Origin of the sequence: Nonomuraea sp. NPDC049725 (assembly GCF_040674795.1) — a bacterium.
Taxonomy (GTDB): domain Bacteria; phylum Actinomycetota; class Actinomycetes; order Streptosporangiales; family Streptosporangiaceae; genus Nonomuraea; species Nonomuraea ceibae.
Genome location: NZ_JBFANJ010000010.1, coordinates 256333 through 280074, shown reverse-complemented (window position 1 = coordinate 280074; position 23742 = coordinate 256333). Strand labels below are relative to the sequence as shown.

The window sequence follows — 23742 nt, the reverse complement described above, 5'->3', positions numbered from 1 at the left end:
CGATGGACATTCTGCGTTTCGCCACGGCGGGAAGCGTCGACGACGGCAAGTCCACCCTCATCGGGCGGCTCCTGTTCGACTCCAAGGCGATCTTCGAAGACCAGCTCGAGGCCGTCGAGCGCACCTCGCGCGACCGCGGCACCGAATACACCGACCTGTCGCTGCTGACCGACGGCCTGCGCGCCGAGCGGGAGCAGGGCATCACGATCGACGTCGCCTACCGCTACTTCGCCACGCCCCGGCGCAAGTTCATCATCGCCGACACGCCGGGCCACATCCAGTACACCCGCAACATGGTCACCGGCGCCTCCACCGCCGACCTGGCCATCATCCTCATCGACGCGCGCAAGGGCGTGCTGGAGCAGTCGCGCAGGCACGCCTTCCTGACCTCGCTGCTGCGCGTCCCGCACCTGGTGCTCGCGGTCAACAAGATGGACCTGGTCGACTACTCCCAGGAGCGCTTCGAGGAGATCCGCGAGGAGTTCACCGCGTTCGCCTCCAAGCTCAACGTGGCCGACCTGACGTTCATCCCGATCTCCGCGCTCAACGGCGACAACGTGGTGTCCCGCTCCGAGAACATGCCCTGGTACCAGGGCACCTCGCTGCTCCACCACCTGGAGAACGTGCACATCGCCTCCGACCGCAACCTGACCGACGTGCGCTTCCCGGTCCAGTACGTGATCCGCCCGCAGCGGGCCACCGACCACGCCTTCCATGACTACCGCGGCTACGCCGGCCAGGTGGCGGGCGGCGTGCTCAAGCCCGGCGACGAGGTCGTCCACCTGCCGTCCGGGCTCACCACCCGGATCGCCTCCATCGACACCTTCGACGGGCCGGTGGAGGAGGCGTTCCCGCCCATGTCGGTGACGCTGCGCTTCGAGGACGACCTCGACATCTCGCGCGGCGACATGATCGCCAGGCCCAACAACCAGCCGCAGGCCGCCCAGGACCTGGAGGCGATGGTCTGCTGGATGGCCGACACCTCCAAGCTGACGCCGCGCTCCAAGCTGACGATCAAGCACACCACCCGCACCGCGCGGGCGCTGGTGCGCGACCTGCAGTACCGGCTCGACGTCAACACCCTCCACCGTGACGAGGAGGCCACCGCGCTGGGCCTCAACGAGATCGGCCGGGTGACGCTGCGGGTGACGCAGCCGCTGTTCGTCGACGACTACGGGCGCAACCGGCTCACCGGCGGTTTCATCCTGATCGACGAGACCAGCAACAGCACCGTGGCGGCGGGCATGGTCATCGACTCCCGCTGAGCTTCGCTCCCGAAACGGCCGGTCGCGCTTCCCGCGGCCGGCCGTTCCGCGTTAGGTAGATCATTTCCGGTTCCTTGGCCGATTGATTACTCTCCGCGCTAGTGTCTCCACGTTCCGTGTTGGCGATGCGAGAGTCCATGCCCGTGAGCGAACCGCGCGTGATCTTCCTTGGCGGCCTCGGCCGCAGCGGCACGACACTGCTCGAACGGCTCCTCGGCGAGCTGCCCGGCGTCGTGCCCCTGGGCGAGGTCGTCCACCTGTGGGAGCGCGGCGTGCTGGCCGACGAGGCGTGCGGGTGCGGCCGGGCGTTCAGCGTCTGCCCGTTCTGGGTGCGCGTCGGCGACCGCGCGTTCAACGGCTGGACGGCCATGCTCGCCGAACGGGTCGTCGCCCTGCGCCACCGCGTCGACCGCACCCGGCGGGTGGCCCGCATCGCCCACGCAGACCTGGCCGAATACGTACGGGCCTACCGTCGCGTCTACCGCGCCGCCGCCGAGGCCGCCGGCGCCCGCGTGGTGATCGACTCCAGCAAGCACGCCTCCCTCGCCTACTGCCTGGTCGAGGCCGGGGTCGACGCCCAGGTCGTGCAGGTGGTGCGCGAGCCGCGCGCCGTCGCCCACTCCTGGAGCCGCAGCGTGGCCAGGCCCGAGGACGGGCAGCCGATGACCCGCTGGACCCCGCTGCGCACCGCCGTCCACTGGAACGCCCAGAACTTCGCCCTCGAAGTCCTCGCCCGGCGCGGCGCCCCCGTCACCCGCATCCGCTACGAGGACCTGCTGGCCGCGCCGGAGGCCACGCTGACCGGGCTCGCCGGGGTGCTCGGGCTCACCGAGTTCCGGCTGCCGTTCCTCGACGGCACCACCGCCTACCTGACCACCAGCCACACCTCCTCGGGCAACCCGATGCGCTTCAAAGTGGGCCGCGTCGAGCTGGCCCGCGACGACGCCTGGCGGCAGGGGCTGCCGCGCCACCACCGCAGGCTGGTCGCCGCGCTCACCTGGCCGCTCCGGGCCCGCTACGGCTACGGCAGGGCGAGCGCATGACCGGTCCCGTCGGCGTGGTCGTCCCCACGCGCGGCGACCGGCCCGACCTCCTGCGCGAGGCCGTGCTCGCCGCGCTCGCCCAGGACCACCCGGTCGACGTGGTCGTCGTCGCCGACGGCGTGCCGCCCGAGACCGTGCGGCGGCAGGTGCCCGCCCAGGCGAGAGTGATCGGCAACCGGCTCAGCCCGGGACTGCCCGGGGCGCGCAACACCGGCATCGCCGCCTGCGACACCGAGCTCGTCGCCTTCTGCGACGACGACGACCTCTGGCTGCCCGGCAAACTCGCCGCCCAGGTGCGGCTCGCCGCCACCGGCGCCGAGTTCGTGAGCTGCGGCATCGAGATCGAGTACGGCGACCGGCGCGTCATCCGGCTGGCCGGGGCCGACCGGGTCACGGCCGCCGACCTGACCCGGTCGCGCATGGTCATGGTGCACTCCTCGACGTTCCTGTTCCGGCGAGGCGCGCTCTGGGTCGACGAAAGCGCCCCCGCCGGGCAGAACGAGGACTGGGACCTCGCGCTCCGCGCCGCCCGGCGCCACCCGATCGCCTGCGCCGACCGGCCCCTCGTCCGGGTCCGGTGGGGGGCCTCCCACTACGCCGCCCGCTGGGCCGACCGCATCGCCGGGCTGGAGTGGATGCTCGCCCGGCATCCCGAACTGGCCGTGGATCCACGCGGCGCGGCACGGATCTACGGCCAGCTCGCCTTCGGCCACGCGGCGCTCGGCCACCGCCTCGACGCGGCCCGCTGGGCTTCCCGCGCCCTGTCGGCCCGCCTCGGCGAACCCCGCGCTCCCATCGCGCTGGCCGTCGCCGCCGGCCTCATCCCCGCCCCCCGCGTCCTCGCCCTCCTCCACCGCCGAGGTCACGGCATCTGACCCCGCCCCACCGGACAACGGACCCCACCATGCCCTCACCCACCCACCCGTTCCCACCCCCTTCGGCCCCGCCAACCCCCAGCCGCGCCCACGACACCCCGAGCGCCCCACCACCTCCCGGAGCCCCCCACCGCCCCCCGGACACGCTCACCCGACCACGCGACACCACCCCGGAGGCCGACTCCCCAACGGAGACGCGGCAGCATGCCGCCGTCCTGGAGGGGGCGGGCGCTGGGGCGCCGGAGCGGGGCGCGGCTGTGGGCGCGCGTCGCCCGCAGGCGCCCCAGGAGGCACTGCCCGGCGGGCCGCCTGCTCCCTATGCGGAGGCCGACTCCCCAACGGAGGCCCGGCCGCGTGCCGCCGTCCTGGAGGGGGCGGGCGCTGGGGCGCTGGGGCGGGGCGCGGCTGTGGGCGGGCGTCGCCCGCAGGCGCCCCAGGAGGCGCTACCCGGCAGGCCGCCTGGTGCCGTCCTGGAGGGGGCGGGCTCAGCTGGGGTGCTGTCGGCTGGGCGGCGGCGGGTGGTGGTGGGTGGGGTGGGGGTGGATGCCGTCACCGAGGCCGAGGTGGTGGATTGGGTGAGCGGGGAGGTGGAGGCCGGCCGCGGGGGCCAGATCGTGACGCCCAACGTGGACATCTGCCGGGCCGTGGCGCAGGATGCCGGGTTGCGGGAGCTGGTGCGGCGGGCCGAGGTGGTGGTGGCCGACGGGATGCCGCTGGTGTGGGCGTCGCGGATCTCGGGGACGCCGCTGCCGGAGCGGGTCACGGGCGCGGACCTGATCTGGTCGCTGAGCGCGCGGGCGGCGCGGCGCGGCTGGCCGGTCTACCTGCTCGGCGGGCCGCCCGGGGCCGCCGAGGGCGCGGCGGGGGAGCTGGCGCGCCGCTGCCCGGGGCTCGACGTCCGGGGCGCGGTGTCGCCGCCGTACGGGTTCGACGCCCGCCCGGCGGAGCGCGAGCGGGTGATAGGCGACGTGGTGCGGGCGCGGCCCCGGCTGGTGTTCGTGGGGCTGGGCTTCCCCCGGCAGGAGCTGCTGATCGGCGACCTGCGCCAGGAGCTGCCCGGCGCCTGGTTCCTGGGCTGCGGGGCGGCGATCGCGTTCGCGGCCGGGATGGTGCCGCGCGCTCCGGGGTGGATGCGGCGCGCCGGGCTGGAGTGGGCGTTCCGGCTGGGGTCGGAGCCGGGCCGGTTGGCCAGGCGCTACCTGGTGGACGATCTGCCGTTCGCGGTGCGGTTGCTGCTGGAGGCCAGGCGCGGGGTCACGCGGCGGTGAGGGCGCGGACGCGGGCGATCTCCGCCGGGGTGAGGCCGCGGGCGGCGGTGCGCAGGGCCTGGCGGGAGTCCATCGGCCGGTAGGCGGTGCGGGAGAGCCCTGTCCAGGCGAAGCTCCGGGCGGGCCCGGTGGGTGCGGTGCAGGCGTGGGTGATGCGGCGTTCGGCGGCGGGGGTCCAGGTGAGCCCGGCGTGGTCGTACAGGGTGCGGAAGCCGGGCAGGGGGTCGGCGGCGAGGTCGTCGTACGAGGTCACGTGGATGCCGGGGAGGCGGGAGAGGATCGTGCGCGTCACCCGCCACAGCGCGGCGGCCTTGGCGAGCCGGTCCTGGGAGCCGATCAGCGGGCGCAGGAGCTCGACCTCGGGGTGGTCGCGGACGAGGAGGGGCTGTTCGAGCAGTTCGTGGAAGTAGACGGTCCAGCCGAGCCGCTGCCAGCTTGCCACGAAGGCGACGGGGTCGCGGACGAGCGCGATGACGCGGCAGCCGAGCCGGGTGGCGAACCAGCCGGCCGACAGCACCGCGAACGGGTCGTCGAGCAGGGCCCGCCGCCCGGTCAGCCGCCCGAGCCCGAACGCGGCGCCGTAGCGGATCATGCGGGCCAGGTCGTACGGGGTGCGGTTGGCTCGCAGTTGGGCCGCCCAGCGGTAGCGCAGGGCGACGGTGTCGCGGAAGGCGGGCAGCCAGGCGTCGGCGTTGTCGTCGCAGATGTACTGGAACCGGTGGGTCACGTGGGCGCGCAGCACGCCGGGGGAGCGGCCGGGCGGGTGTTGCGGGTTGAGCGGTTCGTTGACGTAGACGAGTTCGCCGCCGGCGGCCAGCATCTTGCCGGTCCAGCTCGTACCGCTTCTGGGCAGCCCGGTGACGAGCACGGGCGGGTTCACGCGGCGGCCCAGGCGCGGAGGCGGAGGGCGCCGAGGCTGTGGCGGCCGAAGGGGCGCAGCCCGTAGCGGCGGTGGAGCTGCCAGAGCGGCAGGGCGTTCTTGACGAGCAGCCCGCCGGCCCAGCCGAGCGCGGCGCCGAGCGCGCCGTGGGCGGGGATGAGCGCGAGGTCGAGCAGCACGGTGACGCCGAGCGCGGCGAGCAGGTTGAGCAGGCTGCCGGTGGTGTGCCCGGCGGCGGTGAGGACGACGTCGACCATGCCGCACGCGGTGGCCGCCATCATGGCGGCGGCGAGCACCAGGGCGACGGGCGCGGCGGCGTCGTAGCCGGCGCCGAACAGGTCGAGCAGCCAGGGCGCGAGCGCGGCGTAGCCGAGCCAGACGGGCCAGGTGAGCAGCACCAGCCACATGGTGGTGACCTGGTAGAGCTCGCGGGCGCGGGCGAGATCGCCGTCGGCGAGCGCGCGCACCAGGCGGGGTTGCGCGGCGCGGGAGAGCCCCTGGTTGGCGAGCTGCCCGACGACCTTGAACCGGGTGGCGGCGGTGTAGACGGCGGCCTGGACGGGCCCGCCGAGCGCGGCGACGAGCACGATGTCGAGCCGCTGGAACACGGCCTGGACGGCGCCCGCCGCCGACCGGGGCGCGGTGTGGCGCCACAGGTCGCGCCCGGTGCCGGGCAGGTAGGGCGTGCGGGGCGCCCGCCCGCGCAGCGCCAGCCCGGCCAGCACGGCGACGAGCAGGTACGGGGCGGCCCAGGCGAGGGGCAGCGCGGAGGCGTGGGCGAGGGCGGCGGCGACGAGGGCGAGCTGGCCGACGGGCAGCACGATCCCGTCGAGCAGCACGGTGGGCCGCATCGCCCCGAACCCGCGGGTGGCCGCGAGCAGCACGTCGGCCACGGCGATCGCGGGCAGCGCCCAGGCCAGCGGCCCGAGCTGCGGGTGGAGGACGATCCCGGCCGCGGTGGCGACCACGGCGACGGGCACCACCGCTGCCCTGACATATCCGGAAACGCCGAGATAGCCGTACGTCCCGGCCCGCGCGATGAAGTACACCAGCCCGTTCCCCGCGTCCAGCTTGGCCACCCCGGCGGCCAGCAACGCCAGCGCGGTCACCGCGAAGAACTCGCCCGCCTGGGCGGCAGGCAGCCCCCTGGTCACCACCACCACGAGCGCGAACTGGGCCAGCGCCCCCACCACGGCCCCGGCCAGCCCCGCCGCGCCGCTGCGCGCCAGACCCGTCACCGCCACGACGGCGCACCCCCCAGCCAGCGCACCAGCCGCGCGTCGTCCGCCTCGAACCGCTCGCGCAGCGCCCGCCGCAGCGACGCGGGCAGCGGCCTCGGCAGCGCCCGCCCGTTGTGCCGCTCGAACGCCGGATAGCCGAGCCGGGGCACGCCCAGGAAGTCCAGCACCCGGTCGTAGACCGGCTCGGGCTCGGCGAAGAACCGGTGGCTGTCGAGCACCAGGATGCGCTCCCGCCCGAACAGCGGCTCCAGCCGGTCGAGCTGCGCGGCGTAGCGGCCCCGCGCCACGTAGGCGTGATGCCGGTGTGAATGGTGCACCGAGTGCGGCCGCGCCCGCAGGCTCTCCTCGGCCCCGGCCAGCCGTCGTTCCTCCAGTTCGAGCGCGTACTCGAAGCTGGACTCGGTCTCGTACCCGCGGGCGAGCTCGTGGGCGTGGGCCGAGCACGCCCGCTCGACGGGGTCGCGCACGAGCACGATCAGCTTGACCCCCGGCAGGTCGGCGGCGATGCGCTCGCCGGCCAGCGGGTGGAACAGGTAGTAGGGCGACGACTCGAACGCCTGCGCCGGGGCCCCGTGGCGGCGAGCCAAGAGCGTGGCCCCCACGCGCAGCGGGAAGTGCCCCCGGTACCACGGCAGCCCCCGCCGGTAGCCGGTGTCGAAGTAGTGGACGCCCTTGTGCAGCACCGGTTTGAGCAGCAGCGGGTGCTGGGCCAGCGCCCGGTAGAGCGAGGTGGTGCCGCACCGCTGCGCCCCGACGATGAGGAACGACGGCAGCACGCGCGCCCCCGAGGTGAACCGCCCGGCCCCGCGCGACACCGACAGGACGGGCCGCTTCATCGGCTTCACAGGATCGGCTCCTCGTGGTCGACGAGCGGGGACAGCCAGCGTTGTGGCGGCCCCAGCGGCTCGTGCCCGTCGGCGGCGTGCCGGTCGGCCAGCGCGACGAGGTAGAGCAGCGCCGTCCGCCTGGCCTGGGCCGCCGAGAGCCCGTAGGGCGCCAGCACCCGCAACGCCTGGGCCAGGCAGGCCCGCGCCGCGGTGGGCGGGTCCATGCGCCGCAGCGCCCGCTGGAAGAAGTGGTGCATCGCGTCGAACCCGTGCGGGGCCCCGGTCGCGTAGCGCTCCCAGTCCCACACGAGCAGCCGCCCGTCGGCGGCGGGCGCGATGTTCCACGGCGCCAGGTCGCCGTGCCACGCGCCGTCGCCGGTGGCGGCGATCTCCTTGACGGCGCGGACGAGCAGCGGCTCGGGCACCCGGCCGCGCCGCGCGGGCAGCGGCGACAGCGCGAGCACGCCGAGCCCGCGCCAGGTGCCGTGGTAGAGCACGCTGGGCGCGACGACGCTCTTGAGCGGCCGGTCGGCCAGCCGAGACAGCACGGCGGCCTCGTTGGCGACCAGCGCGCGCGCCCGCTCGCTGTCGCCGACCTTCACGTACGCCAGCCGCGCCCCCGCCGAGTACGCCTCCAGGACCGGTTTGCGGTTGGCCCGGCGGGCGGGCCGCACGTGCACGACGAGCTCGACCGGCGTGCCGAACACCTCGCCCAGGTGGTCGCCGATCGACCCCTCGGCGGGCAGCATCACCCTCGGCCCCGGATGCCACCAGCGGCGCGGAGCCAGCCGCCGGGGCAGGTAGGGGTGGGGCAGCACCGTGTAGGGGCGCGGCGACCCGGTGCCGGGAAAGAGCAGGTCGAGCGTGTCGCCGAGATAGCGCAGCCGGATCCTATGGTCGTGCATGCGTGTTCCTCCACAGGAGGGCGAAGGAGATGAAGTAGAGGCTCAGCGGCGTGACCAGCCCGTCGTAGACGAACATGTAGAGCAGCACCAGGCACATCACGAGCACCCCGGCCAGCCCGATCGGCGTCCGGTCGGGCCAGTGGCGGCGGATCGCCCCGGCGAAGAACGCCACGTAGAGCACGGCCCCGGTGAACCCCTGGGTGATCATCAGCAGCCAGAGCTGCCCGTCAGCGCCCAGCGGCGGATGGCCACAGCCCGCGCACCAGCCGGTCTTGCCGGTGGTGATCGTGCGATGGTTGCCGAGCGCGTTGCGCGTGTTGCCGTAGCCGGCGACGGGGGAGTGGGTGGCGGCCTCGATCGTGGCCGACACGGTGAACGCCCGGATGTCGTTGGAGTGCGGTTTGTCCAGGCGTTGCATGACGAGCCCGGCCAGCGGGCTGAGCGCGAACACCAGCGCCGCCGCGACCGCCCCGGCGCACAGCATGAGCCTGGTCCGGCCGCCCACCCGGACGATCAGGTACGCGACGGCCAGCCCGAGCCCGATCCACAGGCCGCGGTTGAGCGAGTAGACGATCGGCACGGCGGCCAGCGCGACCAGCGCCACGGCGACCACCCGGCGGCGGCGCGACCCGTACACCCACCAGCCGACCACGAACCAGACCAGCAGCACCGACACGTTGCTGCCCCACGCGTTGGCCCATTCGTAGGGGGCCTCCGGGCGCGGCATGGAGTAGCCGAGCACCTTCTGCGTCTGGGAGGCGGTCGGGTGGATGAGGTTCTGCACGAACGGGTTGCCCGCCAGCCAGTCGGGCAGCAGCATCTCCACCGGTGAGGTGAAGGAGAACCCGGGCGCGAGCAGCCCGAGCAGCCCGCCCGCCACGGTCGTCACGAACAGCACGCCGAGCATCCGCACCAGCCGGAGCTGCGGCAGCTCCCGCTCGGTGAGGTTGCCCAGGTAGAGCACCATGACCATGAGCGACAGGTAGAGCGCCAGCCGCATCCCGTAGCCGGCCAGCCGGCCCGCGCCGAGCTCGCCGTAGGTGCCGGGCGGCATCTCGCCCAGCATCAGCGCGCTGATCAGGTAGCCGCCGATGAGCAGCGCCCACAGCCCGAACCCGCGCGGCACCCGCACCGGCCGCCGCCGGAACAGGATGACGGCCATGGGCACGGCCAGCACGACCACCGACAGCCCGCCGAAGCCGAGCGCCCACCAGACCGGATAGCCGAGCAGCAGCGCGCCGATGGGCCAGGCGGGCCCTTTCACGTCGGCTTGCCCAGCGAGCCCACCGGGCGGTTCACGGGCTTGTGCGCGGGGGTGTGCACAGGCGTGCTCATCGGCGTCGTCAGGGCGCCGCTCTCGGCGAGCTCGCCGCTCGCGACCAGCTTGCCGAGCGTGTTGGGCCGGCGCGGCTCGGGCACGGGCGCGGGCGTCAGGTCCGTCGTCGTCACCACGCCGATGACGGGCACGCGGTGCCGGCCGACCTGCCGTACGGCGGCCGCGACCTGCTCGGCGGTGGCCTCGCCCAGCCCGACGAGCAGCACCGCCGCGTCGGCCCGGCCGAGGTCGCCCACCTCGGCGCCGTTGAGCACCGACAGCGGGGCGCCGGCGGCCAGCGGCGCGATCACGGACGCGGTGCCGAGCTCGGCGGGCACGGCCTTGACCAGCAGCCACTTGCCGGGGCAGGCGGAGACGACGGAGGTGGCGAGCTCGGCCGGGCGTGCCAGGTCGGCCAGGACGGGCAGCCCGGTCAGCCGTTCGACGTCGGCGGCGGTGCGCAGCCGGGTGTCGAGCCGGTCGCGCAGGCTCGCCGCGCCGGCGCCGGCCAGCAGCCCGGCGACGAGCCCGGAGGCCAGGTGGAGCGGCAGGCTGGGCGAGCTGGGCGCGGACGGCGGCTCGGCCGGGCTGATGACCGAGCCGGGCGTCACCGGGACCGTCTTGAGCGCGTCGTACTTGAGCGTGAGGCTGTTGGCCTGCCGGTTGAGCACGCCCTGCCGGTGGAGCGCGAGCGTGTGCTCGGCGGTGCCGCGGCGCAGCCCGCCGAGCTGTGTGACGGCCTTGGCGAGCGCGGCGTTGACCTGCTTGAGCTTGGCCAGGATGAGCTTCTGCTGGGAGGTGATGGCGGCCTGCGCGCCGTCGGCCCGGTGGGCCAGGTAGGCGTCGGCGTAGGCGCGCGACTGGGTGGCGGCGGCGACGGGGTCGGGCGCGGTGACGGTCATGAGCAGGACCGCCGAGTTGGGCGGCACCGTGACCTCGACGGGCTCCGGCTCGGCGATGCCGGCGATCTGGGCGGCGGCAGCGGCGACGACGCCGGAGCGGGCGATCTGCGCCTCGGTGTCGAGGTTGAGCTGCTCGCGCTGCCTGGTGGTCACCTGGTTGCCCTGCTCGGGCACGCCCACCGGGGTGACGAGGACCTGGGTGGTGGCGGTGTAGGCGGGCGGGGTGAGCCGCATCAGCGCCAGCCCCATCGTGCCGCCGGCCAGGAAGCAGCCCAGGAACAGCAGCCAGCGCCTGCGGAGCAGCGAAAGGTGCGACCCCAGCTCGGTGCCGGAGCGGTGGGCCGGGCAGTCCGGCGTCGAGCTCATGGAGGCGCGTCTCCCTGAAGTGCGTAGCGGATTGTCGCGCTTCTGCGACTCTGCGTCACGTGCCGAGGTGTGCGCCCACTATAGGCGGGCCGGATATTACCCAGGTCGATTACCCAAGATTTTCTCCCGTACGGGCGGCAATTCGTCCTTCAATAACCGGCGATAAAGGGATTTGTACGGCGGCCGTACCGCCTCTGATCTGCGGTCTCGGCTGACGATCCGGCATGGGCGTGGCATGGTTCAGGGTTGACGGGCGGGGGCTTGAATGAGGGGGGCGGGTCATTTTGCCGCATAATTCGCCACATATCATCGCGTGGGCTCTGGTGCCGGCGCTGGTCGTCGTGCTGTCCGCCTGCTCGGCGGCCGACGAGACGCCGGCCGCGGCCCGGGCGAGCCTGCCGCCGGTGGTGGCGACCCCGCCCGAGTGCGCCGTCACCAGCAGGCTGATCCCGTCCTGCGGCGCCTGGTGGGGGATCGCGCCGGAGATCTTCACCGGCGCGGGCGTGACCCGGGCCCTGGAGAACGCCGAGCACCGCATGGGCGCCAAGGCCGACATCCTGCACGTCTACCACCGGGGCAGGGAGCTGTTCCCGACCGACGAGGAGATCCGGCTCGCCCGCGACCCGGCCAGGCCCCGGCTGCTGCTCGTCAACTGGAAGCCGTCCTTCGGCCACACCTGGGCGGAGATCGCCGACGGGGCCATCGACTCCCGGATCGACCGGCTGGCCCGCTACCTGCGGCGCACGTTCCCCGAACGGTTCTTCCTGACCATCCACCACGAGCCGGAGAACGACGTCGACGCCGCGGCCGGCTCCGGCATGCGGGCCGGCGACTACGCCGAGATGTTCCGTCACGTCGTGCTCCGGCTGCGCGAGCGCGGGGTGAAGAACGCGGTCACCGTGATGACCTACATGGGCGCGCCCAACTGGGCGTCCAAGCCGTGGTTCGAGGAGCTCTACCCGGGCGACGACGTGGTCGACTGGGTGGCCATGGACCCCTACGCCGACGGCCGGGTGCAGGACTTCGGCACGCTGGTCAACAAGACGCGCGAGGACTTCGACGAGTGGCCCGGCTTCTACCGGTGGATGCAGTGGCGCTTCCCCGGCAAGCCGGTCATGGTCGCGGAGTGGGGCGTGTTCGAGCGGGCCGACGACCCGGCGTTCAAGCGGGCCTTCTACGAGTCGGTGCGCCGGCAGATCCGCCGCTATCCGCAGATCAAGGCGCTGGTCTACTTCGACTCGCCGCACGCCCCGAGGGGCAACACCAGCTTCGACACCGAGCCGACGGCCGACCGGGCGTTCACCGAGCTCGCGAGAGATCCGCACTTCCGCGCGACTCGCGTGCCGCGGCCCTGACCCGCCATCGCCAGCCCGCCACGACGACCGCCGTCGCCGCCACCAGCGCGACCACGGTGACCGTGTTGGGCACGTCGAGCAGCTTGAGCGCCGAGGCCAGCAGCACGATCGCGAGCATCGCCCTGATCAGCCCGCCCGGCGCCCGCGAGGAGATCCGCGCGCCCAGGTAGACGCCGGGGATCGAGCCGACGAGCAGCGAGAGCGTCAGGTCGGCCTGGAAGTCGCCGAACAGCAGGTGGCCGAGCGCCGCCGACACGACCAGCGGCACCGCCTGGACCAGGTCCGTGCCGACGAGCTGGTTGGCCTTGAGCGCCGGGTAGAGCGCGATCAGCGCCACGATGATGAGCGACCCGGAGCCCACGGACGACACCCCGACGACCAGGCCGCCTACCATACCGACCAGTAGGGTCGGTATTGGGCGCACGACGATCTCCCGGGCCTCCGCCGTTCCGCCCCGGTCGCCCAGCCACGCCTTGGCGGCAAGCCCGGCGACCGCGAGCAGCAGGGCGACGCCGAGCGCGTACTTGACCCCGTCGCCCACCGCGAACGCCCGCGCCAGGAACACCCCGCAGAACGCCGTCGGCACCGAGCCCGCGCAGAGCCAGCCGACCAGCTTGAGGTTGACCGTGCCCCGGCGCAGGTGGACGACGCTGCCGACCGGCTTCATCACCGCCGAGGCCACCAGGTCGCTGGAGACCGCGGCCAGCGGCGGGACGTTGAAGAACAGCATCATCATCGGCGTCATCAGCGCGCCGCCGCCCATGCCGGTCAGTCCGACGACGATCGCCACCAGGAACGACCCGGCGATGAGCGGGAGGTCGATCATCGCACCCACCCGCCGCCGCGCAGCGTGTCGAGCACCCGCCCGACGGCCGCCTCGACCGACAGGTGCGTGGTGTCGATGGTCAGGTCGGCGTCGTCCGGTTCCTCGTACGGATCGGAGACGCCGGTGAACTCGGGGATGAGTCCGGCCCGCGCCTTGGCGTACAGGCCCTTGCGGTCGCGGCGCTCGCACTCCTCCAGCGGCGTGGCGACGTGCACGAGCAGGAAGTCGGCGCCGACCGACTCGGCCATCTCGCGCACCTCGGCCCGCGTCTCCGCGTAGGGGGCGATGGGGGCGCAGATGGCCAGGCCGCCGTGGCGGGCCGCCTCGGCGGCCACGAACCCGATCCGCCGGATGTTGAGGTCGCGGTCGGCCTTGGAGAACGTCAGGCCCTTGGACAGCAGGTGGCGCACCACGTCGCCGTCGAGGTAGGTGACCGTGCGGGTGCCCAGCTCCAGCAGCGCGTCGCGCAGGCCGCGGGCGATCGTGGACTTGCCCGACCCCGACAGGCCGGTGAAGAACACCACCAGGCCGCGCCGGTGCGGCGGCCCGGGGATGCGCACCGGGTCGGGCCCGGCCAGGTGCTCGCTCGCGCCGTAGGCGAAGGCGACGTGCTCGCGCAGCTCCAGGTCGATCTCGGGCTCGTCGCGCGGCGCCAGCGGCACCGGCACCACGATCGTGCCCTCGGGGAGCTGGTCCCTGGCCCGCAGCGCGGCCCTGACGACGCCCGGCCCGGCCTCGCCGTACGCGAGGGGGAGCAGCAGGATGACGGCGCCGAGCTCCTTGGCGGTGGCGACGATCTCGCCCAGGTCGTCGAGAGGCCCGCGCATCGTGACGGCCAGCGCGTCGCGCCCGCCCAGGTCGACGCGGACCTCGTCGGGCGTGCGGCGCAGCCGCGCGAACGGGCCGTGCTCGGGCGCGCCGAGGCCCTTCACCGGGCCGGCCGCCAGCCCGTCGTGACCCCGCTCGGTCACGCTCAGCACGGCCAGCGGCACGCCTTCGGGGTCGAGCAGCGTGACCTCCTCGCCCGGGGTCACCTCGTCGGGCAGCGTGATCGTGACGGGCGCGGGCCACGGGGTGCCGTCGGCCAGCGTGCCGCGCTCGTGCACCGTGTGGAGGTCGTCGTGGCCGAGAAACCCCGTCAGCGGCTGGAACGCCCCCGAAAGCAGCAGCTCAAGATCGGCCAGCTCGCGCGCGTCGGGGGTCCACTCCACGATCGTTCATCCCAACTATCCCGATTACATTGGTAGGAAAAAATACCACTGTACTCGGTGTGGCCGCTAGATCAGACGGGCGAAGTGATACTCGGGCTTCCTGATGACCATCGTGATCTCGTCGTGGGTGGCAGGGTATCGCCCGCGGGTCAACCGGGACGCCAGGCCGACGAGCGCGCCGCCCACCCGGCCCATCGCGGGCCCGCTGGTCGCGGTCTCCTCGTCGGTGATCAGCAGGCCCCGGGTCAGGCAGAACGCGTGCATCCCGTCGGCCGAGGCCAGCGGCCCGTGCACGACCGGGAGCGGCCCCGGGGTGCCCGGCACGACCAGCCGCCGCCACAGCAGCCGCCGCACCCAGGCCGGCGTGAGCCGCTCCAGCAGCGCGTAGGCCGAGTTCCTGTCGCGCATCCGCAGCAGCACCAGGCCGCCCGGCCGCAGCGACTGCAGCAGCCGGTCGAAGACCAGCTCCGCGTGTTCGATGCGCTCCAGCAGGAAGGAGAGCTGGATCACGTCGTAGGCCCGGGGCGGCAGCGCCGCCGAGCGCAGGTCGCCGAGCGTCCAGGCGACCAGGTCGGCCCGCTCCTCGACCACTCTGCGTATCGCGGGCAGGTCCTCGTCGACCCCCGTGACGCGGACGTCGATGCGCCCCAGCGCCAGCGGCTCGTCGTGGGCGCACCCGGCGACCAGCACGTCGAGGCGCCGGCCGAGCTGACCGGTCCACTGCTCGCGGATCCGCTGAACAAAGAGATCGCCCCCTTGGGCGACCGACCGCACGTCAGACATGTAACCCACAGTAATCAATAACTGCCGAAGAGTAAGGGACATCGGTCCCTCGCGAGCGTTTCCGCGCGTGATGGCGGCGGACGGGTGAGGGGCACCCGGCCAGTAGTCTGGAACGACCACACCCCCGCTGCCGTTCGGCCGGGGGTAGTCGTGTTGCCATGGGGCTGACTGATGAGTCTTTCCGGACTGCTTGACCTTGTCTCCGCCGACCCGAGCCTGGCCGCCGCCCTCGAACAGGGCGGCGACGTGGCCCTCGTCGCGCCCGCCGCGCTGCGGCCCTTCGGCGTGGCCGCGCTGGCCGGGCACGACCAGCGCGCGGTCCTGGCCGTCACCGCGACGGGCCGCGAGGCCGAGGACCTGGCGGCGGCGCTGACCAGCCTCATCGAGCCCAGCACGGTCGCGGTGTTCCCGGCCTGGGAGACGCTGCCGCACGAGCGGCTCTCGCCCCGCTCCGACACCGTCGGCCAGCGGCTGGCCGTGCTGCGCAGGCTGGCGCACCCGGTCAAGGGCGACAGCGCCGCCGGGCCGCTCAACGTGATCGTCGCGCCGATCCGGGCGCTGTTGCAGCCGATCGTGAAGGGCCTGGGCGACCTGGAGCCGATCCGGCTGCGGGCCGGCGACGACGCCGATCTGGACGCGGTCGTGGCCAACCTGGTGGGCAACGGCTACCACCGGGTCGACATGGTGGAGAAGCGCGGCGAGGTCGCGGTGCGCGGCGGGCTGCTCGACGTGTTCCCGCCCACCGAGGAGCACCCGCTGCGGCTGGAGTTCTGGGGCGACACGGTCGAGGAGATCCGCTGGTTCAAGGTGGCCGACCAGCGCTCGCTGGAGGCGGCCGAGGACGGGCTGTTCGCGCCGCCCTGCCGCGAGCTGCTGCTGACCGGCGAGGTCCGGGCCAGGGCGCGGGAGCTGGCCGAGCGGCACCCGGCGCTCGCCGAGGTGCTCGACCAGCTCGCCGAGGGCACCCCGGTCGAGGGCATGGAGGCGTTCGCCCCGGCGCTGGCCGGGGAGATGGACCTGCTGATCGACCACCTGCCGGACCGGGCGGCGGTGTTCGTCTGCGACCCCGAGCGGATCAGGAGCCGGGCCGAGGAGCTGGTGCGCACCTCGCAGGAGTTCCTGGAGGCGTCCTGGATCAACGCGGCCGCCGGCGGCGAGGCGCCCATCGACCTCGGGGCCGCCGCGTTCCGCTCGCTGGAGGAGATCCGCGACCACGCCGGCTCCCTGGGGCAGCCGTGGTGGTCGATGGCGCCGTTCGGCACCGGCGTCGAGCTGGCCGCGCACGACTCCGAGGCCTACCGGGGCGACACCCGCAAGGCGCTGGAGGACGTCAAGGGCTGGCTGGCCGAGGACAAGGCGGTCGTGCTGCTCAGCGAGGGGCACGGCCCGGCCGAGCGCATGGTCGAGGTGCTGAAGGGCGTCGACGTTCCCGCCCGCCTCACGAAATATCTGGACAAGGCGCCGGAGCCGAAGGTCGTCCACGTCACCACCGGCCTCCTGGAGCACGGCTTCGTCACCCCCGGCCTGGCCGTCCTCACCCACCTCGACCTGGTCGGCCAGAAGGCGTCCACCAAGGACATGCGCCGCCTGCCCTCGCGCCGCCGCAACATGGTCGACCCGCTCCAGCTCAAGGTCGGCGACCACGTCGTGCACGAGCAGCACGGCGTCGGCCGCTACGTGGAGATGGTCCAGCGCACCGTCCAGGGCGCCACCCGCGAATACCTCGTCATCGAGTACGCCAAGGGCGACCGCCTCTACGTGCCCACCGACCAGCTCGACGAGGTCACCCGCTACGTCGGCGGCGAGGCGCCCACCCTCAACCGGATGGGCGGCGCCGACTGGGCCAAGGCCAAGTCGCGGGCCAAGAAGGCGGTCAAGGAGATCGCCGGCGAGCTCATCCGCCTCTACTCGGCGCGCATGGCCTCGCCCGGCCACCCCTTCGGCCCCGACACCCCGTGGCAGCGCGAGATGGAGGACGCCTTCCCCTACGCCGAGACGGGCGACCAGCTCGAAGCCATCGACGAGGTCAAGCGCGACATGGAGCGCGGCGTCCCGATGGACCGGCTGATCTGCGGCGACGTGGGCTACGGCAAGACCGAGATCGCGGTGCGCGCGGCCTTCAAGGCGGTGCAGGACGGCAAGCAGGTGGCCGTGCTGGTGCCGACCACGCTGCTGGTGCAGCAGCACATGTCGACGTTCACCGAGCGCTTCTCCAGCTTCCCCGTCACGCTCAAGCCGGTCTCCCGCTTCCAGACCGACGCCGAGATCAAGGGCACGCTCGACGGCCTGCGCACCGGCGCCGTCGACGTGGTCATCGGCACCCACCGGCTGCTCAGCCCCGAGGTCAGGTTCAAGGACCTGGGCCTGATCATCATCGACGAGGAGCAGCGGTTCGGCGTCGAGCACAAGGAGGCCATGAAGCACCTGCGCACCCAGGTCGACGTGCTGGCGATGTCGGCGACGCCGATCCCGCGCACGCTGGAGATGGGCCTGACCGGCATCCGGGAGATGTCCACGATCCTCACCCCGCCGGAGGAGCGCCACCCGATCCTCACCTTCGTCGGCCCGTACGACGAGAAGCAGATCGCGGCGGCGATCCGGCGCGAGCTGATGCGCGACGGGCAGATCTTCTTCGTGCACAACCGGGTCGCCTCGATCAACCGGGTGGCCGCGCGGCTGCGCGAGCTGGTGCCCGAGGCGCGCGTCGCGGTGGCGCACGGCCAGATGAACGAGCACCAGCTCGAGAAGATCATGGTGGGCTTCTGGGAGCGCGAGTACGACCTGCTCGTCTCGACCACGATCGTGGAGTCGGGGCTGGACGTGCCCAACGCCAACACGCTCATCGTCGACCGGGCCGACAACTACGGCCTGTCGCAGCTCCACCAGCTCCGCGGCCGGGTCGGGCGAGGCCGCGAGCGCGGCTACGCGTACTTCCTCTACCCGCCGGAGAAGCCGCTGACCGAGACCGCGCACGAGCGTCTGGCCACGATCTCGCAGCACACCGAGATGGGCGCCGGCATGTACGTGGCGATGAAGGACCTGGAGATCCGCGGCGCCGGCAACGTGCTCGGCGCCGAGCAGTCGGGCTTCATCGCGGGCGTCGGCTTCGACCTGTACGTGCGGCTGATGGCCGAGGCCGTGCAGGAGCAGAAGGCCAAGCTGTCGGGCGCCGAGCCGGTCGAGGAGGTGCACGACGTCAAGGTCGAGCTGCCGATCAACGCGCACATCCCGCATGACTACGTGACCTCCGAGCGGCTGCGGCTGGAGGCGTACAAGCGGATCGCGGCGATCTCCGCGCCCATCCACATCGACGAGGTGCGCGCGGAGCTGACCGACCGCTACGGCAAGCCGCCCGTCGAGGTGGAGAACCTGCTGGAGGTCGCCAGGTTCCGGATCAAGGCGCGGCAGGCGGGGCTGACCGACGTCACGCTCCAGGGGCAGAACATCAAGTTCGGCCCGGCCGTGCTGAAGGAGTCGCAGCAGGTCCGGCTCGACCGGCTCTACAAGAAGGCCGTCTACAAGCAGGCGGCCGAGACCCTGCTGGTGCCGGTGCCCAAGACCAAGCCGCTGGGCGGGCAGCCGCTGCGGGACCTGGACCTGCTCAAATGGTGTGGCGACCTGGTGGAGGCGATGTTCCTCGAGCCGGCGCGGGTAAGCTAGCGGCGATTTTTGTCGAAGGGATGCACGTGAAGTCGATACGAGCGGTTTTGGTCGCTGCCGCGGCGGGAGCCAGCGTCCTCGCGCTGACCGCCTGCTCAACCCCTGTCGAGGCCGGCGCGGCGGCCGTGGTCGGCAACCAGCGGATCTCGGCCAGCGATCTCACCCGGAACGTCCAGGAGTTCGAGGCCGCGCTGAAGAAGGCCAACATCACGCCCGAGCAGCTCGGCGTGCCGGTCACCCAGTTCGTGCTGTTCCGGATGACCAACCAGGCCCGCTACCAGCAGCTCGCCGCCAAGCACGGCATCACGGTCACCGAGACCGAGGTCGACGCCGCGCTCCAGCAGCCCGGCCAGCAGCAGTCGCCGGAGATGAACCTGCTGTCCAAGGGCGTCGCCCCGGCCGGCGCGCGCCCCTACCTGCGCGCCGAGCTGGGCGCGGCCAAGCTGATCGAGAAGTTCGGCGGCACCCAGAGCCAGCAGGCCGCGGCCAAGTGGGCCGAGGAGTACAACTCCATCAAGACGCAGTTCAGCCCCCGCTACGGCACCTTCCAGCAGGACCAGGGCTTCGTCGACCCGGGCCGCTTCGGCAAGCCGCTGCAGCCCGCCCAGCCGCAGCAGCAGCAGCAGCCGCAGGGCTAGGCATGCCACTCGTCGTCGTCACCACCTCGCCGCGCGTCGCGCCGGGGCTGCTGAGCCACCAGGCGTGGCAGGCGCTGCGCTCCGGCCCGGTGCTGACCGGCTCCGCCGATCACCCCCAGCTCCCCTACCTGGCCGAGGCCGGGATCGAGGTCGACGTGGTGACGCCGGACCCGGCCTCGCTGGCCCGGCGGGCCGTGACCGACACCGTCGTGTGGCTCGCCTCCGGTGACGACGAGGACTTCATGCGCGCGCTCGGCCACGCCGCCGTCGCGCTGGCCGACCCGCCCCTGATCGAGGTCGTGCCCGGCTCCTACGACCTGCCGGGCGCCCGCGTCCTCGACCTGGTCGCGGTCATGGACCGGCTGCGCGTCGAGTGCCCGTGGGACCGCAAGCAGACCCACGAGTCGCTGGTCCCGTACCTGCTCGAAGAGGCGTACGAGGTGCTGGAGACCATCGAGGAGTCCGACTACCCGGCGCTCCGCGAGGAGCTCGGCGACCTGCTGCTCCAGGTGGTGTTCCACGCGCGGGTGGCCGACGGGTTCGACATGGACGACGTGGCCGCCGGCATCGTCGACAAGCTGGTGCGGCGCCACCCGCACGTGTTCGGCTCGGTCCGGGCCGAGACCGCCGACCAGGTCAACGACAACTGGGAGGCCATCAAGGCGGCCGAGCGGGCCTCCAAGGGCGGCGAGTCGCTGCTCGACGGGGTGCCCTTGGGCCAGCCCGCGCTGTCGCTGGCGGCCCAGCTCGTCCGGCGGGCCGAGCGCGGCGGGGCGCCCGGGAGCCTGGCCGCCGCCGTCGGCCAGGGGGTCGCCCGCGAGCTGTGGGACCTGGTGCGACGCGCCCAGGAGGCCGGGGTCGACGCCGAGGCCGAGCTGCGCGCCGCCGCACGCGCCTACCGCGACAGGGTGCGCGCCTGGGAGTCGCGAGAGGGCCGATAAGCTCTAGACCCATATTGCCTTTCGATTTAGGAGCGCATCCCGTGGCTACCATCGAGGTCGTATACGCGCGCGAGATCCTCGACTCCCGGGGCAACCCGACGGTCGAGGTCGAGGTGATCCTCGACGACGGCAGCACCGGCCGCGCCGCGGTGCCGAGCGGCGCGTCCACCGGCCAGTTCGAGGCTGTGGAGCTGCGCGACGGCGACGATCGCTACAACGGCAAGGGCGTGCAGAAGGCCGTCCTCGCCATCACCGACGAGATCTTCGACGAGATCCACGGCGTCGAGGCCGAGGACCAGCGCATCGTCGACCAGATCATGATCGACCTGGACCGCACGCCCAACAAGGCCAAGCTGGGCGCCAACGCCATCCTGGGCGTCTCGCTGGCCGTGGCCAAGGCCGCCGCCGACAGCGCCGAGCTGCCGCTGTTCCGCTACGTGGGCGGCCCCAACGCGCACGTGCTGCCCGTGCCGATGATGAACATCCTCAACGGCGGCGCCCACGCCGACACCAACGTGGACATCCAGGAGTTCATGATCGCGCCGATCGGCGCGCCGACGTTCCGCGACGCCGTCCGCATGGGCACCGAGGTCTACCACGCGCTCAAGTCCGTGCTGAAGGAGAAGGGCTACGCCACCGGCCTGGGCGACGAGGGCGGGTTCGCGCCCAGCCTGCCGTCCAACCGCGACGCCCTCGACCTGATCCTCGTCGCGATCGAGAAGGCCGGCTACCGGCCCGGCGAGGACATCGCGCTCGCGCTCGACGTGGCCGCCTCCGAGTTCCACAAGGACGGCGTCTACACCATCGACGGCAAGGGCCTGTCCGCCCAGGAGCTCATCGCCTTCTACCAGGACCTGGTCGACAACTACCCGCTCGTCTCCATCGAGGACCCGCTCGACGAGGAGGACTGGGAGGGCTGGCGCGCGATCACCGAGGCGCTCGGCTCCCGGGTGCAGCTCGTCGGCGACGACCTGTTCGTCACCAACCCGGAGCGGCTGGAGCGCGGCATCAAGGCCGGCACCGCCAACGCGCTCCTGGTCAAGGTCAACCAGATCGGCACCCTGTCGGAGACCCTCGACGCCGTCGACCTGGCCCACCGCAACGGCTACAAGTGCATGATGAGCCACCGCTCGGGCGAGACCGAGGACACGACGATCGCCGACCTGGCCGTGGCGGTCAACTGCGGCCAGATCAAGACCGGCGCGCCGGCCCGCTCCGACCGGGTGGCCAAGTACAACCAGCTGCTGCGCATCGAGGAAATCCTCGACGACGCCGCCCGTTACGCGGGTCGTGACGCTTTCCCGCGGTTCCAGCGCTAGTTTCGGGTACGGCCCGCGGTGGGCGAGTCCTGCCGCGGGTCCCGTCGCCGTCTGAGGGGGTAGTGCGTTGGCGAAGAGACCGCAGCTGACCGGGCGAGCCGCCATCCTGGCGATCGTGGTGTGCGCGATCGCCATGAGCCTGGCCTACCCCGTGCGCGAGTACATCGCCCAGCGGCGCAACATCGCCGAGCTCCGGGAGGAGAAGGCGCGGGTCGAGGCCGAGCGCCAGCGCCTGCTCGCCGAGGCGCAGCAGGTGCGCGACCCCAACTGGATCAAGCGCACGGCCAAGGAGCGGCTGCACTACTGCGGGCCGGGCGAGAAGTGCTACGTGGTCATGGACGCCGACCCGGGCAAGGGCGCGACGGCGGTCAAGCGGCCGGCGGCGGCACCGCCGTGGTATCAGACGCTCTGGGAGTCGGTGCAGGCCGCCGACGACGGCACCGGCCGCCGGGCGGGCGTGACCGACCCAGCCGACACGTCCGGCGAAACTGACACGACCGGCAAGACCGATACGACCGGCAAGACCGACACGACCGGCGAAGCTGACAAGACCGGTGAGGCCGGCACGGCCGGCGAGGGGGAGTAGGAGAGCGTTGGAGAGCAGTGACGTCGAGGCGGTCCAGCGGCAGCTGGGGCGGCCTCCCCGAGGGTTGCGCGGGGTGGCGCACCGCTGCCCGTGCGGCAACCCCGACGTGGTCGAGACCGCGCCGCGGCTGCCCGACGGCTCGCCGTTCCCCACGCTCTACTACCTGACCTGCCCGCGGGCCGCCTCCGCGATCGGCACGCTGGAGGGCTCCGGGCTGATGCGCCGGATGCAGGACCGGCTGGCCGACGACCCCGAGCTGGCCGCCGCCTACCAGGCGGCGCACGACGACTACGTCGCCCGGCGTGACAAGGTCGCCGAGGAGGAGGGCCTGGAGCCGCTCCCGCGTGACATGCAGAGCACCGGCGGCATGCCGCTGCGGGTCAAGTGCCTGCACGCGCTCGTGGCGCACGAGCTGGCGGTGCCCGGCAGCAACCCGTTCGGCAGGGAGGCGCTGGACGCGCTCCCCGACTGGTGGAGTGACGGACCATGCGCGTAGCCGCCGTCGACTGCGGCACCAACTCGGTGCGGCTGCTGATCGCCGACGTCGGCGACGACTCGCTGACCGAGGTCGAGCGGCGGATGGAGATCGTCCGGCTCGGCGAGGGCGTGGACCGGACCGGGCGGCTGTCGCCCGACGCGCTGGAGCGCACGTTCGGCGCCATGCTGCGCTACCGCGAGCTGATCGACCGGCACGGGGCCGTCGCCACGAGGGTGGTGGCGACCAGCGCCACCCGTGACGCCGACAACCGCGACCGGTTCACCGACGGCGTCCGGGAGATCTTCGGCGTCGCGCCGGAGGTGGTGACGGGCGCGGAGGAGGCGGAGCTGTCGTTCACCGGCTCGACGCGGGGCCTGCTGCGGCTGTCGCCGGAGACCGAGGTGCCGCAGGGCCCGCTGCCGCCCTACTTGGTCGTCGACATCGGCGGCGGCTCGACCGAGTTCGTGGTCGGCTCCCGTCACGCGGAGGCGGCGATCTCCGTCGACATCGGCTGCGTGCGGCTGACCGAGCGTCACCTGCGTGACGCGGGCGACCCGCCGTCGGCCGAGGCGCTGGAGGCGGTGGTGGCCGACGTCGAGAAGGCGCTCGACCGGGTCGAGGCCGAGGTCCCGGTGCGCCGGGCGCACACGCTGGTGGGGCTGGCCGGTTCGGTGACGACGGTCGCGGGCGTCGCGCTCGGGCTCCCGGAGTACGACCCGGCGCGCATTCACCATTCGCGCATCTCCGCCGAGCAGGTGCACGAGGTGACGCGGCGGCTGCTGGCGATGACGCATGGTGAGCGGGCGGCGCTGGGCGTGATGCATCCGGGCCGGGTGGACGTCATCGGCGCGGGGGCGCTCATCCTGGACCGCATCGTGAGGCGGTTCACATTTGCGCAGGTAGTGGTGAGTGAGCATGACATTCTCGATGGAATTGCGTGGTCCCTGGCCTGAAAAGTGGCTAAATCGGGACATAACTCGCTTGCGTTCGTGTTGAGCGTGCAATCAGTTCTGTGCTTTAGTGATCGTGCATAACGGGGGCTTTGCCATATTGCGCGA

21 protein-coding genes are annotated in these 23742 nt (G+C 73.0%); 12 read left to right on the top strand and 9 right to left on the bottom strand.

Annotated features, from left to right (window positions below):
* The first annotated feature begins 2 nt into the window (after positions 1 to 2).
* The 4 genes from cysN to AB0J53_RS26665 all read left to right on the top strand — a co-directional run bounded on the left by cysN (position 3) and on the right by AB0J53_RS26665 (position 4451).
* Positions 3 to 1265, top strand: coding sequence for a sulfate adenylyltransferase subunit CysN (gene cysN, locus AB0J53_RS26680; protein ID WP_219500360.1), 1263 nt, complete (start codon positions 3 to 5; stop codon positions 1263 to 1265).
* Between the two features lie 143 nt (positions 1266 to 1408).
* Positions 1409 to 2308 carry a sulfotransferase gene (locus tag AB0J53_RS26675; RefSeq protein ID WP_364177020.1) on the top strand — a complete coding sequence of 300 codons (900 nt, stop codon included), beginning with the start codon at positions 1409 to 1411 and terminating at the stop codon, positions 2306 to 2308.
* Positions 2305 to 3183: a glycosyltransferase gene (locus AB0J53_RS26670; RefSeq protein WP_364177017.1), complete on the top strand. Its 879-nt coding sequence runs from the start codon at positions 2305 to 2307 to the stop codon at positions 3181 to 3183. Before AB0J53_RS26675 ends, AB0J53_RS26670 begins: the two co-directional genes overlap by 4 nt.
* Before the next feature lie 533 nt (positions 3184 to 3716).
* A complete protein-coding gene (locus AB0J53_RS26665) occupies positions 3717 to 4451 on the top strand; it encodes a WecB/TagA/CpsF family glycosyltransferase (RefSeq protein WP_364177014.1) in 735 nt (244 codons plus the stop codon).
* On the opposite strand, the gene AB0J53_RS26660 is transcribed toward AB0J53_RS26665, so the two are convergent.
* The 6 genes from AB0J53_RS26660 to AB0J53_RS26635 are packed head-to-tail and all read right to left on the bottom strand — an operon-like array spanning position 4438 to position 10887.
* Complete coding sequence (locus tag AB0J53_RS26660; protein ID WP_364177011.1) at positions 4438 to 5331, bottom strand: sulfotransferase; 894 nt, start codon at positions 5329 to 5331, stop codon at positions 4438 to 4440. The genes AB0J53_RS26665 and AB0J53_RS26660 overlap by 14 nt on opposite strands.
* Positions 5328 to 6575 carry a lipopolysaccharide biosynthesis protein gene (locus tag AB0J53_RS26655; RefSeq protein WP_364177008.1) on the bottom strand — a complete coding sequence of 416 codons (1248 nt, stop codon included), beginning with the start codon at positions 6573 to 6575 and terminating at the stop codon, positions 5328 to 5330. Before AB0J53_RS26655 ends, AB0J53_RS26660 begins: the two co-directional genes overlap by 4 nt.
* Positions 6566 to 7408 (bottom strand): sulfotransferase, encoded by an 843-nt coding sequence (locus AB0J53_RS26650; protein ID WP_364177292.1) that lies wholly within the window; start codon positions 7406 to 7408, stop codon positions 6566 to 6568. Before AB0J53_RS26650 ends, AB0J53_RS26655 begins: the two co-directional genes overlap by 10 nt.
* Before the next feature lie 5 nt (positions 7409 to 7413).
* Positions 7414 to 8304: a hypothetical protein gene (locus AB0J53_RS26645; RefSeq protein WP_364177005.1), complete on the bottom strand. Its 891-nt coding sequence runs from the start codon at positions 8302 to 8304 to the stop codon at positions 7414 to 7416.
* Complete coding sequence (locus AB0J53_RS26640; RefSeq protein ID WP_364177002.1) at positions 8291 to 9568, bottom strand: hypothetical protein; 1278 nt, start codon at positions 9566 to 9568, stop codon at positions 8291 to 8293. The genes AB0J53_RS26645 and AB0J53_RS26640 overlap by 14 nt, the downstream gene beginning before the upstream one ends.
* The gene (locus AB0J53_RS26635) at positions 9565 to 10887 is read right to left on the bottom strand and encodes a Wzz/FepE/Etk N-terminal domain-containing protein (RefSeq protein WP_364176999.1); all 1323 of its coding nucleotides are present in this window, start codon (positions 10885 to 10887) and stop codon (positions 9565 to 9567) included. The genes AB0J53_RS26640 and AB0J53_RS26635 overlap by 4 nt, the downstream gene beginning before the upstream one ends.
* Before the next feature lie 323 nt (positions 10888 to 11210).
* Here AB0J53_RS26635 and AB0J53_RS26630 point away from each other — a divergent pair, with 323 nt between their 5' ends.
* A complete protein-coding gene (locus AB0J53_RS26630; protein ID WP_357586238.1) occupies positions 11211 to 12242 on the top strand; it encodes a hypothetical protein in 1032 nt (343 codons plus the stop codon).
* On the opposite strand, the gene AB0J53_RS26625 is transcribed toward AB0J53_RS26630, so the two are convergent.
* The 3 genes from AB0J53_RS26625 to AB0J53_RS26615 all read right to left on the bottom strand — a co-directional run bounded on the left by AB0J53_RS26625 (position 12187) and on the right by AB0J53_RS26615 (position 15062).
* Positions 12187 to 13068 (bottom strand): sulfite exporter TauE/SafE family protein, encoded by an 882-nt coding sequence (locus AB0J53_RS26625; RefSeq protein ID WP_364176995.1) that lies wholly within the window; start codon positions 13066 to 13068, stop codon positions 12187 to 12189. The two genes, AB0J53_RS26630 and AB0J53_RS26625, sit on opposite strands and share 56 nt — an antisense overlap.
* Positions 13065 to 14279 carry an adenylyl-sulfate kinase gene (gene cysC / locus AB0J53_RS26620; RefSeq protein ID WP_364176992.1) on the bottom strand — a complete coding sequence of 405 codons (1215 nt, stop codon included), beginning with the start codon at positions 14277 to 14279 and terminating at the stop codon, positions 13065 to 13067. Before cysC ends, AB0J53_RS26625 begins: the two co-directional genes overlap by 4 nt.
* A 66-nt stretch (positions 14280 to 14345) precedes the next feature.
* Positions 14346 to 15062, bottom strand: a complete 717-nt coding sequence (locus AB0J53_RS26615; RefSeq protein ID WP_219505085.1) for a class I SAM-dependent methyltransferase — start codon at positions 15060 to 15062, stop codon at positions 14346 to 14348.
* Positions 15063 to 15233: 171 nt separating this feature from the next.
* Here AB0J53_RS26615 and mfd point away from each other — a divergent pair, with 171 nt between their 5' ends.
* From mfd to AB0J53_RS26580, 7 genes are all read left to right on the top strand, one after another.
* Positions 15234 to 18722: a transcription-repair coupling factor gene (gene mfd, locus AB0J53_RS26610; RefSeq protein WP_364176989.1), complete on the top strand. Its 3489-nt coding sequence runs from the start codon at positions 15234 to 15236 to the stop codon at positions 18720 to 18722.
* A gap of 26 nt (positions 18723 to 18748) precedes the next feature.
* Positions 18749 to 19360, top strand: a complete 612-nt coding sequence (locus tag AB0J53_RS26605) for a SurA N-terminal domain-containing protein (RefSeq protein WP_364176986.1) — start codon at positions 18749 to 18751, stop codon at positions 19358 to 19360.
* A 2-nt stretch (positions 19361 to 19362) separates the two neighbouring features.
* On the top strand, positions 19363 to 20301 hold the full coding sequence (locus tag AB0J53_RS26600) for a MazG family protein (protein WP_364176983.1): 939 nt from the start codon (positions 19363 to 19365) through the stop codon (positions 20299 to 20301).
* Positions 20302 to 20342: 41 nt separating this feature from the next.
* Positions 20343 to 21620 carry a phosphopyruvate hydratase gene (eno, locus tag AB0J53_RS26595; RefSeq protein WP_219505077.1) on the top strand — a complete coding sequence of 426 codons (1278 nt, stop codon included), beginning with the start codon at positions 20343 to 20345 and terminating at the stop codon, positions 21618 to 21620.
* Positions 21621 to 21687: 67 nt separating this feature from the next.
* The gene (locus tag AB0J53_RS26590) at positions 21688 to 22206 is read left to right on the top strand and encodes a septum formation initiator family protein (RefSeq protein WP_364176979.1); all 519 of its coding nucleotides are present in this window, start codon (positions 21688 to 21690) and stop codon (positions 22204 to 22206) included.
* 7 nt (positions 22207 to 22213) lie between these two features.
* Positions 22214 to 22702 carry a DUF501 domain-containing protein gene (locus tag AB0J53_RS26585; protein WP_364176976.1) on the top strand — a complete coding sequence of 163 codons (489 nt, stop codon included), beginning with the start codon at positions 22214 to 22216 and terminating at the stop codon, positions 22700 to 22702.
* A complete protein-coding gene (locus tag AB0J53_RS26580) occupies positions 22693 to 23637 on the top strand; it encodes a Ppx/GppA phosphatase family protein (RefSeq protein ID WP_364176973.1) in 945 nt (314 codons plus the stop codon). Before AB0J53_RS26585 ends, AB0J53_RS26580 begins: the two co-directional genes overlap by 10 nt.
* Positions 23638 to 23742: the final 105 nt, after the last annotated feature.